Annotated in this window: 13 protein-coding genes and 1 pseudogene; 8 read left to right on the top strand and 6 right to left on the bottom strand. The window is 70.7% G+C overall.

The window, feature by feature from the left end:
* Both MB1_RS21165 and MB1_RS21160 read right to left on the bottom strand, forming a co-directional pair.
* A pseudogene (locus tag MB1_RS21165) lies at nucleotides 1-261 on the bottom strand (hypothetical protein); the annotation flags it as partial.
* Nucleotides 262-362: 101 nt separating this feature from the next.
* On the bottom strand, nucleotides 363-809 hold the full coding sequence (locus MB1_RS21160) for a MarR family winged helix-turn-helix transcriptional regulator (protein ID WP_066912295.1): 447 nt from the start codon (nucleotides 807-809) through the stop codon (nucleotides 363-365).
* Nucleotides 810-971: 162 nt separating this feature from the next.
* Between MB1_RS21160 and MB1_RS21155 the strand changes: the two genes are divergently transcribed.
* Nucleotides 972-2,282 (top strand): multidrug effflux MFS transporter, encoded by a 1,311-nt coding sequence (locus MB1_RS21155; protein WP_084352364.1) that lies wholly within the window; start codon nucleotides 972-974, stop codon nucleotides 2,280-2,282.
* Here MB1_RS21155 and MB1_RS21150 read toward each other — a convergent pair.
* From MB1_RS21150 to MB1_RS26345, 3 genes are read right to left on the bottom strand one after another with little or no spacing between them, the layout of a single operon-like run.
* Complete coding sequence (locus MB1_RS21150; RefSeq protein ID WP_157084227.1) at nucleotides 2,270-2,518, bottom strand: DUF2630 family protein; 249 nt, start codon at nucleotides 2,516-2,518, stop codon at nucleotides 2,270-2,272. The two genes, MB1_RS21155 and MB1_RS21150, sit on opposite strands and share 13 nt — an antisense overlap.
* 57 nt (nucleotides 2,519-2,575) lie before the next feature.
* A complete protein-coding gene (locus MB1_RS26350) occupies nucleotides 2,576-3,250 on the bottom strand; it encodes a response regulator (protein ID WP_281190327.1) in 675 nt (224 codons plus the stop codon).
* Nucleotides 3,247-4,434, bottom strand: coding sequence for a sensor histidine kinase (locus MB1_RS26345; RefSeq protein ID WP_066912284.1), 1,188 nt, complete (start codon nucleotides 4,432-4,434; stop codon nucleotides 3,247-3,249). Before MB1_RS26345 ends, MB1_RS26350 begins: the two co-directional genes overlap by 4 nt.
* A 143-nt stretch (nucleotides 4,435-4,577) precedes the next feature.
* Between MB1_RS26345 and MB1_RS21135 the strand changes: the two genes are divergently transcribed.
* Nucleotides 4,578-5,465 carry an ABC transporter ATP-binding protein gene (locus MB1_RS21135; RefSeq protein WP_066912281.1) on the top strand — a complete coding sequence of 296 codons (888 nt, stop codon included), beginning with the start codon at nucleotides 4,578-4,580 and terminating at the stop codon, nucleotides 5,463-5,465.
* Nucleotides 5,466-5,629: 164 nt separating this feature from the next.
* Nucleotides 5,630-6,421 carry an ABC transporter permease gene (locus MB1_RS21130; RefSeq protein ID WP_066912277.1) on the top strand — a complete coding sequence of 264 codons (792 nt, stop codon included), beginning with the start codon at nucleotides 5,630-5,632 and terminating at the stop codon, nucleotides 6,419-6,421.
* A 30-nt stretch (nucleotides 6,422-6,451) separates the two neighbouring features.
* On the opposite strand, the gene MB1_RS21125 is transcribed toward MB1_RS21130, so the two are convergent.
* Nucleotides 6,452-6,991, bottom strand: a complete 540-nt coding sequence (locus tag MB1_RS21125; protein WP_066912274.1) for a cysteine hydrolase family protein — start codon at nucleotides 6,989-6,991, stop codon at nucleotides 6,452-6,454.
* Nucleotides 6,992-7,051: 60 nt separating this feature from the next.
* On the opposite strand from MB1_RS21125, the gene MB1_RS21120 reads away from it, so the two are divergent.
* The 5 genes from MB1_RS21120 to MB1_RS21100 all read left to right on the top strand — a co-directional run bounded on the left by MB1_RS21120 (nucleotide 7,052) and on the right by MB1_RS21100 (nucleotide 12,754).
* Nucleotides 7,052-8,254, top strand: a complete 1,203-nt coding sequence (locus MB1_RS21120) for a GNAT family N-acetyltransferase (protein WP_169801716.1) — start codon at nucleotides 7,052-7,054, stop codon at nucleotides 8,252-8,254.
* A gap of 67 nt (nucleotides 8,255-8,321) precedes the next feature.
* A complete protein-coding gene (menC, locus tag MB1_RS21115; protein WP_066912268.1) occupies nucleotides 8,322-9,443 on the top strand; it encodes an o-succinylbenzoate synthase in 1,122 nt (373 codons plus the stop codon).
* Nucleotides 9,436-10,314: a GNAT family N-acetyltransferase gene (locus MB1_RS21110; protein WP_157084226.1), complete on the top strand. Its 879-nt coding sequence runs from the start codon at nucleotides 9,436-9,438 to the stop codon at nucleotides 10,312-10,314. Before menC ends, MB1_RS21110 begins: the two co-directional genes overlap by 8 nt.
* A gap of 407 nt (nucleotides 10,315-10,721) precedes the next feature.
* Complete coding sequence (locus MB1_RS21105) at nucleotides 10,722-11,090, top strand: ArsR/SmtB family transcription factor (RefSeq protein WP_066912343.1); 369 nt, start codon at nucleotides 10,722-10,724, stop codon at nucleotides 11,088-11,090.
* Complete coding sequence (locus tag MB1_RS21100; RefSeq protein ID WP_066912262.1) at nucleotides 11,087-12,754, top strand: SulP family inorganic anion transporter; 1,668 nt, start codon at nucleotides 11,087-11,089, stop codon at nucleotides 12,752-12,754. The genes MB1_RS21105 and MB1_RS21100 overlap by 4 nt, the downstream gene beginning before the upstream one ends.
* The last annotated feature ends 29 nt before the right edge of the window (nucleotides 12,755-12,783 follow it).

The raw sequence follows: 12,783 nt of genomic DNA, 5'->3' as shown, positions 1-12,783 counted from the left end.
GGGCGCGGCCGGAGCGGGCGCGGGCGCGACGGTCGGGGCCGCCGGTGCCGGAGCCGCGGGCGCCGGGACGTCGTCGTCATCGTCGTCGAGGGGCACCTCCACGGCGGCCTGGTCCGGCGACGGCGGGGCAACCGACACGGTGATCGTGGCGTTTCCGACCTCGGGTGGACCAACCGGTTCGATCAGCTGCAGCCACCCGAGGACGAGGATCACCGGGACGGCACATAATGCCGCAGCCCAGCGTCGCTTCTCGAGGTTCACGGTGAACATCCTGTTCGGTGGCTGTGAAGCACCGATGAAACCACGATGAGAAAGCCTTCATCGACGCCTTCGGCGAACGATCGGTCCAGGTGAGCGCGGTATCACACCGCCGCGGGACGTCCCGACATCGTGACCTCGAAGGCGGCGAACGCCCGGGTGCAGGCGTGCAGGGTGTCGTCGTCGAGCGGCAGATCGGCGAACAGGGACTGCATCTCGGCGCGCACCAGACGCACGCTCTCCTCCGCCTGCGCGGTCGCGTAGATGCGCGTCGAGCGGCGATCGTGCGGATCGGGCTCGCGGCGGATGAAGTGCATCCGCTCCAGGTCGCGCAGGGCGACCGAGGTATTGCTGCTCTTCACCGCGAGGTCGGTGCCGATGCGGGTCGGTGTCAGGCCGGGGTTTCTGCGGATATGTCGGAGGGTGAGCGCCTCGAGCGGGCTGAGCGGCACGATGCGGCGATCGCGGAAGCCGCGCTCGGAGATCGTGCGGGCGATGCCGAGAATGCTGTCCGCCAGATCGGCGAGGTCCCGCTCGCGTTGATCGGTCACCGCAAGTCCCCTACTCCCCCGGAAACAGTCCCGGGCCTGACAATTTTACTATGCAAGTATATATTCTATGTATTCATAGACATCTCCGGTGCGGCAACACCGGATGGGACGACCAGACCACCCGACCGGGTGGTCTTTTCGGGTGACAGGCACGGAGGGATCATGGCGCAGCACGAGGCAGCCGTCGGCGAACGGGCGGACGGAGGTGTGAACCCCCCACCGACCCCGGACGGGTCCACGGACCCCGACGCTCGGCCGGCCGCCGACGCCGGTTCCGGCCGGGCCCTGACCCCGCTGATGTTGATATCGCTGGCCCTGCTCGCCGGGGTCGCCCCCTTCGGCACCGACCTCTACCTGCCGGCCTTCCCGAGCATGGTCACCGACCTGTCGACCTCGACCAGCGGCGTGCAGCTGTCGCTGACCGCCTTCCTGATCGGCGCGGGCCTCGGACAGCTGATCTTCGGACCGCTGTCCGACCGGATCGGTCGCCGCGGACCGCTGATCGTCGGCATGGCCCTCTACGTGATCTCCGGCATCGCCGCCGCGATCGCCCCGTCGATCGCGGTCCTGATCATCGCCCGGCTGGCACAGGGGATGACCGGCTCGGCGGGCATGGTGATCGGGCGCGCGATGATCGCCGACGTCGCCCGCGGTCGACAGGCCGCCCGCGCGATGAGCACCATGATGACCGTCGCCGGAGTCGCACCGGTCGTCGCGCCGATCACCGGCGGCCTGTTCGCCGACTCGATCGGCTGGCGCGGCCTGTTGTGGATCGTCGCGGCGCTGGCGTTGATCTCGCTGATCGCGGCGGTGATGTTCCTGCCGGAGACCCACGGGCGACGGGTGCGGGACGCCGATCCGCAGGCGCAACACGGCACCGGCCTGCGCAGCCTGGCCAATCGCACCTATGTCGGCCACACGATGGCGATGGTCTTCTCGTTCGCGACGATGATGGCCTACATCTCGGCGTCGCCGTTCCTGTACCAGGACATGATGGGCTTCAGTAGCCTGCAGTACTCGATGGCGTTCGCGATCAACGCGACCGGCATCGTCGCGTGCACCGCGATCTCCGCCCGTCTGGTCGCCCGCATCGAGCCGCGGCGACTCGCCCGCATCGGGATGATCACCAACCTGATCGCGTCGGTGGCCGTCCTGGTGCTCGCGGTCAGTGGGCTGCCGGCGATCCTGATCGCGGTGCCGCTGTTCTTCGCGATCGCACCGCTGGGCCTGGTCTACGGCAACAACACCGCGTTGGCGCTCGACGCCGCGCGGCACAACGCCGGCCTGGCCTCGGCCGTCCTCGGTACCTCACAGTTCGCGTTGGCCGGCCTGGTCAGCCCGCTGGTCGGCCTGGCGGGTGAGCACACCGCGGTGCCGCTGGGCATCGTGATGGTGACCGCAGCGGTGATCGCGCAGATCGGTTTCCTGATCGCGACCGGTCGGCGCGGCCGCGCGGCGGTTCAGTCGACGTAGCCCTCGACCTCGCGGGCGGAGCGCTCGCTCGCGTCGTTGGGGTTCTCCCCGAACTCGGCGCGGGCGCGGCGCTGCCGCAGCAGGTCCCACAGTCGATCCAGCTGCACCTCGAGTTCGGCGATGCGCGCGTTCTCGGCGGGTTCGGTGATCTCGCCCGTCGCCAACCGCGCCCGCAGCTGGTGCTCCTCGGCGACGAGGTCGGCGATCTGCTGCTGGATGCTGTTGTTGGTCGTCATATCGGCAATCCTGCCACCGCGCCCCGACGCCGGGCCACGGGCGTTCGGATCACCCGTTCAGGTCAGCTCGGCCTCGTGGACCAGGATCGCGACCTGCACCCGATTGTCGGCGGCCAGTTTGGTGAACAACCGCCCGACGTGGGCCTTGACCGTCGCCACGCTCATATAGAGGTCGGCGGCGATATCGGCGTTGGACAGGCCCCGGCCGATCGCGATCGCCACCTCCCGCTCCCGTTCGGTCAGCTCGTCGAGTGCGGCGCGGGCTCGGGCGCGGGCGGCGGAGGCCGACTCCTCCCCGGCGGTCACCGTCGCGATCAGGGTGGCGGTCACCGACGGGGACAGGATCGGTTCGCCGGCGGCGACCGCGCGCACCGCCTCGACGATCCGCGCCGGCGGGGTGTCCTTGAGCATGAAGCCGCGGGCGCCCAGGCGCAGCGCGCGCAGCACCAACTCGTCGGTGTCGAACGTCGTCAACACGATGATCTTCGGAGGATTCGGCTGGCCGAGGAGCTGTTCGGTCGCCCCGAGGCCGTCGAGGCGCGGCATGCGGATGTCCATCAACACGACGTCGGGTTCCCACCGGGCGACCGCGTCGAGGGCATCGAGCCCGTCGACCGCTTCGCCGACCACCTCGAGCCGCGGATCGCCGCCGAGGATCATCGCCAGCCCGGTGCGCACCATCGGGTCGTCGTCGACCAGCAGAATCCGGATCGGCGCCGGCGAATCGGTCACGACGGACACGGTAGCCAGGCCCGCACGGTGTAGCCACCGTCCGGGTCGACGCCGTGTTCGATGCGGCCGCCGGCCAGGTCGACGCGTTCGCTCAAGCCCAGCAGCCCCAGCCCGGCGCCGGGGAGCGGTTCGGCTGCCGGGTTGATCGAGGCGACGTTGTGAATCGACACCCGGACGCCATCGGCGGCCGAGCCGGCCAGCGCGACGTCGACGCGCGCGCCGGGGGCGTGCTTGCGGGCGTTGGTCAACGCCTCCTGGACGATGCGATAGGCCGCGCGTCCGACGCTCGCGGGTACCGGGCCGTCCACCGCGTCGTCGAAGTCGACTGTCGTTCCGGCCGTGCGGGTCTGCTCGATCAACTCGGGGACATCGGTCAGGCTCGGCTGCGGCGGTTCGATCGCGCCCGCATCGGCCGGGGTGGTCGGATCGCGCAGCACCCCGAGGATGTCCCGCAGATCGCGCAGCGCCAGATGGGCGTTCTCCTCGATGGTGCGCGCGGCGGTGGCCTGCTCCTGCGCGGTCAGATCGCGGCGGAAGGACAACACCCCGGCGTGCATGGCCACCAACGACATCCGGTGCGCGAGAACGTCGTGCATCTCGCGGGCGATGCGGGCCCGCTCGGCGGTCCGCGCCTGCGCGACGCGCGCCTGCTGTTCGCGTTCGGCGGTCTCGGCGCGGTCGCGCAGATTGTCGACCAGCTCGCGGCGTTGGCCGATCGAGTAGCCGAGCACCACCGGGATCGCGGTCACCGGAACCGCGAAGGCGATGTAGCCCCACCAGGTGCCGAATCCGCCGGTGGGATACAGCCATTCCTGGACGAAGCCCGCCGCGACCGCGACGACGGTCACCGGGATGATCTCGCGGAATCGGCGCCGGGTGGCCAGCGACGCCAGCACCAGGACCGATGGGCCGACCGCCCACAGCGATACCGCGGACAGGGCGGTGACCAGCATCGCGATCACCACCGGGTGGCGATGCCGCAGCATGGTCACCACCAGAGCGAGCAATCCGAGGAATGGATCGACGAAGCGCAACCAGACCAGTCGATCGTCCGGGATGATCGCACCGTTGGTCGGCGCGGTGATCGCGGCGGCGGACAGGCCCGAGATCACCAGCATCGCCAGGATGCGCCACGCATGTCCCCAGCGGGATATCCGCCGCGGCCGGGAGGCGATATCGGTCACCCGCTGAGCGTAGGTCGTCCCCGCTCGCGTTCGCCCGCGTCCAAAGTCGCCGATCCGCCGACCCGGATATAGACCAAAGTTGTAGTCGGCCGCCGACCGTCGGCTGATGTGGGCGACCCCCGCCGACCGGCAGAGTCATCACCATGATCGACATCGACAACCTGACCAAGCGCTACGGCGCCACGACCGCCGTCGACAACATCTCGTTCACCGTGTCGCCCGGATCGGTGGTGGGCTTCCTCGGCCCCAACGGGGCAGGCAAGTCGACCGCGATGCGCATGATGACCGGGCTGACCCCGCCGACCAGCGGCCGCGCGACCATCCTCGGGCGCCCCTACCGCGAACTGCCCAACCCGGGACGGCACGTCGGCGTCATGCTCGACGCCTCGGCCCAGCACCCCGGCCGCAGCGGCCGCGAGGTGCTCACCCTGGCCGCTCTGCAGACCGGCATGCCGAAGGCGCGCGTCGACCAGATGCTCGAACTGGTCGGGCTGACCGACGCCGAGTCGCGGCGCACGGTGCGCAACTACTCGCTCGGTATGCGGCAGCGGCTCGGCTTGGCGTCCGCGCTGATCGGCGACCCGCGGGTGCTGATCCTCGACGAGCCTGCCAACGGCCTCGACCCGCAGGGCATCCACTGGATGCGCGGGCTGCTGCGCGACTACGCCGACCACGGCGGCACCGTGCTGCTGTCGTCGCATCTGCTGCACGAGGTGCAGATCATCGCCGACGAACTGGTGATGATCGGGCACGGCCGCATCGTCGCGCAGGGGTCGAAGGACAGCCTGCTCGCCGCCCGCGGCACCCGCGTCCGCTCCGCCGACAACCCGCGCCTGGCGACCGCGCTGGCCGCCGACGGGATCGGCGTGCAGACCGAGGCGGGCGCCCTGCTCGCCGACGCCCCCGCCGATCGCATCGGTCGGGTCGCCCTGGCCGCCGGTGTGGCCCTGACCGAACTGCGCGACGGCGGCACCGAGGGCCTCGAGGAGATGTTCCTCGCCCTGACCGCCGCCGACTCCCGCGCCGCCTGACCCCCCTGCCCCCTTTCGCACCGCCCCACCCCTTTCGCGCTGCCCCACCCCTTTCGCGCTGCCCCACCCCCGTCGCGCTGCCCCACCCCCTTTCGCGCGAGTGACATTTTCTGCGCCCGAACCGCAGAAATCGTCACCGCGCCGATTCCCCCGGAGAGACCACCATGAGTACTGCGTTTGCCGAGAGCCCCGCGACCCCGCGGACGCCGGACGCGTCCCCCCTCGTCACCGCCCGAGGCGTGCCCTTCCACCGGCTGGTCCGGGTGGAACTACGCAAGATGATCGACACCCGCGCCGGCATGTGGATGCTCGGGGTGATGGCCGCCGCATCGTTGCTGGTGGTCGCGGCGATCCTGATCTGGGGTAACGCCGCCGACCTCACCTACGTCGACTTCCTCGGCCTCGCGACCCTGCCGATGGCGATCCTGCTGCCGATCCTCGGCGTCATGGCCGCCACCGCCGAATGGTCGCAGCGCACCGGCCTGGTGACCTTCACCCTCGAACCGCGCCGCGGGCGGGTGGTCGCCGCCAAGGTCCTCGCCGCGATCCTGCTCGGCCTGGTCGTCATCGCCGCCGGTGTCGCGGCGGCCGCGATCGGCGCCGCGATCGGTGGCGGCGGCGTGGGCAACCCGACGGCCGCGATCCTCGGCGGGATGTTGCTGTCGCTGCTGCTCTACACCGTCCAGGGGCTCGCGTTCGGCTTCCTATTCCTCAACACCCCGATCGCGATCGTCAGCGTGCTGGCCCTGCCGACCCTCTGGGGAATCCTCGGCAGCATGATCCCGGCGCTCGACCGGATCGCCGGTTGGCTCGACCTCGAGCGGACCCTGCAGCCGCTGACCGCCGGCGATATCGCCGGCGAGGGGTGGCTGCGGCTGCTGACCGCCGTCGCCGTCTGGATCGGCCTGCCGCTGGCGGTCGGCACCTACCGGGTGCTCACCCGCGAAGTGAAGTAGTCGACGAACCGTCTCGACCCGGCCCGGGCGCTATACGACCTCGATCTGCGGTGCGTACAACCGCATGAGGTCCAGCGCCCGGGCCTGGTTGTCGTCGCTGGACCCGGCGCAGCCGTCGGCGACCACCCGGATGGTCGCGCCGGCGTCGGCGGCGGCCAGGGCGGTCGAGATCACGCAGCAATCGGTCGACACCCCGACCAGAGTGATCGACGGCGCCGGGCCGGTGATCGCCTCGAGCGCGTCGCCCCATTTCCCGAAGGTCGGTTCGCTGATCACGTGCGGAGCGTCCAGGGCCACCGCGGACGGAATCAGATCGAACAACGGGTCGTCGGCGGGCTTGTCGGCAAACGGCCAGGTGTCGAAGTAGGCGTTCCAGGAGCCGACGCGGCGCTCCCCGGTCGCCGGCACCCATCGGGTCAGGATCACCCGATCGCCGTGCTCGGCCGCCAGATCGGCGACCACCGGGACGGTCTGCGCGAACCGCGGCGCCGCCCACGGGGACGCCGGATCGGCGAACACCACCTGGTGGTCGATCACCACCAACCACGCACCGTCGGCCACCGCTCCCATACCGAGAGCGTTGCATATATGGGTGTCGGCAGCCGCTGCTTCCGTGACACCATCGACGGAGTGACCATCGACATTCGTGCCCTGACCACCGCCGATGAGATCGGCGCCGGACGAGACGTCTTCCGCCGCGCCATGGTCGGCCTGCCCCGCGTGGACTTCGTCGCCGCCGAGATCATCGATCCGGAACGCTCCCTCGGAGCGATCGACGACGGCCGCGTCGTCGGACATACCGGCTCGTTCCCCGGCACGATGGTGATCCCCGGTGGGGCCCGCCTGCCGCACGCCGCGGTCACCTTCGTCGGGGTGCTGCCGACGCACCGCCGTCGCGGGGTCGCCACGGGGCTGATGACCGAACAGCTGCGCACCTGCCGGGAACGCGGGGACGTGCTCGCCTCGCTGCGCGCCTCCGAGGGAACGATCTACGAACGCTACGGCTACGGCGTCGCCGGCTCCGCCCGGTCGATTCGGGTGAAGGTGCGCGACGCGCGACTGCGCCCCGATGTCCCCGCCGGCGGCACGGTACGGCTGGTCGACGACGCCGCGACCACCGAACTGCTCGACGCGATCCATCGCCGCGAGGATGTGGTCGGCGCGATCGACCGGGCGCCGCAGCTGTGGCGGGCGCGGGAGCTGTTCCGGCAGGCCGATACCGGCACCCCGCGGTACGTGGTGGTGCACGCGACCGACGGTGTCGACGACGGTTACGCGAGCTACGAGCCGGCCGACACGTCGACCTGGTTCACCACCGACAACCGCACGGTGAACGTGAGCGAATTCGTCGCGCTGACCCCGTCCGCGCGGACCGGACTCTGGGAGCACCTGCTCTCGCTCGATCTGATCGACATCGTGGAATTCGGGGAGGCGCCGATCGACGATCTGCTGCCCCTGGCCCTGGTCGACCGGCGGGCCGCGCACCTCGGATCGGTCGAGGACCAGATCTGGCTGCGGCTGCTCGACGTCGAGGAGGCGTTGCGCCGGCGCACCTACGACGCCGACGACACGGTGGTCCTCGAGGTGACCGATCCGCTGCTGCCGGAAAACTCCGGGCACTACGCGATCGGGCCGAAGGGAGCCGAGCGGACCGAGACGGCGGCGGACGCCGGCGTCGATGTCGCCACCCTGGCCGCGGCGTACCTGGGCGGCACCCGGTTCTCCGATCTGGCCGCGGTCGGCCGCGTGCACGGGGCCGCTCCCGGCGTCGCCGAACGGTTGACCCGGCTCTTCGCCACCCCGCGCGAACCGTTCTGCAGTACCGACTTCTGACGGGCGGCGCGGCGGCGAGCCGGCATGTCAACGCGGCGCGGCGACGCGGTGGTGTAGAGAAGAAGCCATGCTGATCCACCACGTCGAGGCGCGGGTGCTCGACATGCCCCTGCGCCTGCCCTTCCGCACGTCCCAGAGCCTGGAGGTGTCCCGCCGCGCGATCCTGATCCGCGTCGACACCGACCGCGGCCCGGGTTGGGCCGACCTCGCGGTGGAGGATCACCCGATCTTCGGGCACGAGTTCATCGAGTCGACCCGGCTGGCGCTGCGTACCGTGCTGGTGCCGGCGCTGGCCGGCGAGGTGTCGGGCGCCCGGGTGGCGGCGGCGTTAGGGCGGGTGGCAGGTCATCGGGCGGCGAAGTCGGCGTTGGAGATGGCGATCCTCGACGCCCAACTGCGCGCGTCGGGGCTGAGCCTGTCGGAGTACCTCGGCGGTACCCGCGATCGGGTGCGGGTCGGGGTGTCGATCGGCATCACCGAGACCGTCGACGAACTGATCGGCCTGGTGGAGGGCTACCTCGCGGACGGGTACAGCCGCATCAAGCTCAAGGTGCAGCCCGGCTGGGACGAGATCCTGATCGGCCGGGTACGCGCCGCGATCGGCGACGACGTCGAACTGCAGGTCGACGGCAATGGCGCCTACACCAGCGCCGATGTCGCGCATCTGGCCCGCTTCGAGCGTTACGGTTTGACGATGCTCGAGCAGCCCTTCCCGACGGCGGACCTGCGCAGCCATATCCGGCTGGCCGCGGCGACGTCGGTGCCGGTCTGCCTGGACGAGTCGATCGGGTCGGCGGCCGAGGCGCTCGCCGCGATCGAATCGGGCGCCTGCTCGGTGGTCAACATCAAGCCCGCCCGCGTCGGCGGCTACCTGGAGGCTCGGCGAATCCACGACGTCTGCGCCGCAGCGTCGATCCCGGTGTGGTGCGGGGGCATGCTCGAATCCGGGGTCGGTCGCGCCCAGAACCTCGCTCTCGCGTCGTTGCCGAACTTCCTGCTCGCCAGCGATATCTCGGCCACCGACCGGTACTTCGCCCGCGACATCACCGAACGATTCGATCTGGTCGACGGGGCGCTGCCGGTGCCGACCGGGCCGGGCAGCGGTGTGACCGTCGACCTCGAGGCGGTCGAGGACTTCACCGTGGCCCGCGACGATTACGAACCGGCGAAGGAGCCCTCGCATGTCTGACCACGTGGCGACGCCCGACCGTTCGACCGGTGCCGATGTCCCGGTCACCGCGGAAACGGCGCGGCGCGATGCGATCCGGGCGGCGGAGCGCTCCTCGGTGACCGTCCGCGACCTGTCCGGCCCCGGCGAATTGCGCGGTCTGACCGAGCTGTTCACCATCACCTGGGGCTCGTCGCAGGCCGCCGTCCCGCAGGATCTGGTGATCGCGATCCGGCACGCGGGCGGCTATGTCGGCGGCGCCTTCTCCGACAATCTGATGACCGCGGCGGGGGTCGGCTTCCTCGGCCGCGATCCCGGTGGCCCGGTCTACCTGCACTCGCACGCGGTCGGGGTGCACCCGCGGCTGCAGGGCACCGGGGTGGGGTTGGCGGTCAAGATGCATCAGCGCGCCTGGGCGCTCGCGCGTGGGATCACCGAGATCCGGTGGACCTTCGACCCGTTGATGATTCGCAATGCGTCGTTCAATGTCGGTCGGTTGGGCGGTCTTCCGATCAGCTACCTGCCGGACTTCTACGGCGAGCTCGACGACGACTACAACCGCGGCGACCACACCGACCGGGTCGTGCTGTCCTGGAAGCTCGATCAGCCGCTGCCGGGGCGCCCGCCGTTTGCCGTCGCCGACGCCGTCACGGTGGTGTCGTCGGACGACAACGCCCCGGTCGTGCATCCGATCCCGGATGCCCCGCTGGTGCGCGTCGAGATCCCCGCCGGGTACGAGCAGTTGCGCCGGGAGACGCCGGGCACCGCCCTGCGCTGGCGGTTGGCCTACCGGGAGGTCTTCCCGCGGCTGCTCGACTCCGGGTACCGCGTCGTCGGCTGGGATCACCCGCGCGCCTACCTGCTGCACCGTGAGGATTCCGGCACGTCGTAGACGGTCGGAGCGGCGATTCCGCGGATCGGGTGGCGTCGAGCCGGCGCGGTATGCCGGGAGGTGTGCATTCGTCCGCGCGAGCGCGGCGCGGGAGGCGCGCAATCATCCGCGTGAGCGGGGCGCTGCGGCAATAGTCTCCTCCGCCCAGCGCTGAGGAAGAAGAACGCACACAACCCAAACCCGGCAGACCCTTCGCCCGCCCCGGCAGGCCCGCCGATCCGGCCCCGCCACCCTTGCGGTCGCCGGCGGCCGACTGCCCGCGCCACAGCCCTACCGCGCCACAGCCCTACCGCGCCATAGCCCTACCGCGCGACCCCGACCGCACCTCCTCCAATCGGCGGTTCTATGATTTTATGAATTCACGGATTCATGAAGTCTTCCACGGCGTCCGTGGGCAGGAGGATTCGGTGTTCCGCGACGACCAGCGACCGCTCTACGAGACCAAGGCGAACCTGTTCAAGGGGCTCGCCCACCCCTATCGCATCCGCATCCTGGAGATTCTGGCCGGCAGCGACGAGGCCTCGGTGGGCACGATGCTCGCCGATACCGGGCTGACCCCGTCGCACCTGTCCTCGCATCTGGCGGTGCTGCGCCGCTACGGCCTGGTCGTCTCGGACCGGCGGGCGAGCGAGGTCTTCTATCGTCTGGCCTATCCGCAGGTCGCGGAGTTGCTGCAGGTGGAGCGCACCCTGCTCGGACTGCTGGTCGACCAATCGCGCGGCGCCGCCCTCGAGGAGTTGCCGGTGCTCGGGGCGACGGGCGGACAGTCGCGATGAGCGGGCCATCGGTCGGTCGGTTGTCCGGTATCGCCGCGCTGCTGCCGAGCGTGGACGACTACCGCGCCCTGCGCACCAGTTGGCGGACCGACGTACTCGCCGGAATCACGGTCGGCATCGTGGCGCTGCCGCTCGCGCTGGCGTTCGGGGTCAGCTCCGGCGCCGGGGCCGAGGCGGGGCTGATCACCGCGATCGTCGCCGGACTGGTCGCGGCGATCTTCGGCGGCTCGAATGTGCAGGTCTCCGGCCCGACCGGGGCGATGGTGGTCGTATTGGCGCCGATCGTCGCCGTGCACGGGATCGGCGCGATGGCGGTGGTCACCATCCTGGCGGGGGTTCTGGTGCTCGTCGCCGGGGTGCTGCGGCTCGGGCGCACGGTCGACTACATCCCCTGGCCGGTCATCGAGGGCTTCACGCTCGGAATCGCGGTGATCATCTTCCTGCAGCAGGTGCCCTCGGCGGTAGGGGTCGCGGTCGCCGGGCACAGCACCAATGCCGGTGTCGCGGCGTGGGAATCGATTCGCGAAGCCGACGACGCGCACGCGCTTTCCGCGCTGGGCGTTGTGGTGGCGGTCGCGGCGATCATGCTGCTGTTGGGCCGGTTCGCGCCGAAGCTGCCCGCCTCGTTCCTGGCGATCGTGGCGGTGACCGTGGTAGTCGCAGTGCTGAAGGTCCCGGTGACGAGCATCGGGGCGTTGCCCGATTCCCTTCCGGCGCCGTCGTTTCCATCGGTCGACCTCGGCACGGTTCGGGAACTGCTCGGTCCGGCGGTCGCGGTGGCCGCGCTGGCGGCGATCGAATCGCTGCTGTCCGCGCGGGTCGCGGCGAGCACCCCGGAAACCGGTCCCTACAACGGGGATCGCGAATTGGTCGGCCAGGGTTTGGCTTCGGTGGCGTCCGGCGTCTTCGGCGGGATGCCGGCGACGGGGGCGATCGCTCGCACCGCGGTCAATGTGCGCGCCGGGGCCCGCACCCGGCTGTCGGCGATCGTGCATGCGCTGGCCCTGCTGGTGGTGGTCTACCTGGCGTCGACGATCGTCTCGACCATTCCGCTCGCGGCGCTGTCCGGGGTGCTGATGGTCACCGCGGTGCGGATGGTGTCCTACGGCGTGGTCGGGCGGCTGCTGCGGTCGGGCCGCTCGGATGCGACTGCGTTCCTGGTCACCGCGACGATCACGGTGGCGTTCGACCTGATCATCGCGGTCGGGATCGGTATCGCCGTCGCCGCGTTCGCCGCGCTGCGGGCGCTGAGCCGCACCGGTGGCGTGCACCGCGAGGAGCTGCCCGGCGCGGTCGAACCGGGCGATGAACGGATCGCCCTGCTGCGCATCGACGGAGCGCTGTTCTTCGGGGCGGCCGAGCACGTGCTGGCCCGCGTCGCCGAACACCGGGGCACCGACGTGGTGATCCTGCGGCTGTCGCAGTTGCAGATCATCGACGCCACCGGCGCCCACACCCTCACCGAACTGGTCACCGCCCTCGAAGCGCGCGGGGTGACCGTGCTGATCAAGGGAATTCGCGACGACCATCTACCGATGCTCGAACGCCTGGGCGTGATCACCGCCCTGCGCCACCCCAACCACCTCTTCGCCGACCTGGACCCCGCCGTCGCCCACGCCCGCTCCCACATCCGCCGCCTCACCCCGTCGATCGGGGAGAGTTAGCCGCGCTCACCGCGGGTAGAACTCCCCGA

Origin of the sequence: Millisia brevis NBRC 105863, assembly GCF_001552615.1 — a bacterium.
Classification (GTDB): domain Bacteria; phylum Actinomycetota; class Actinomycetes; order Mycobacteriales; family Mycobacteriaceae; genus Millisia; species Millisia brevis.
Note: the sequence above shows the minus strand (reverse complement) of the source record. Positions and strands in the feature narration are given on the sequence as shown.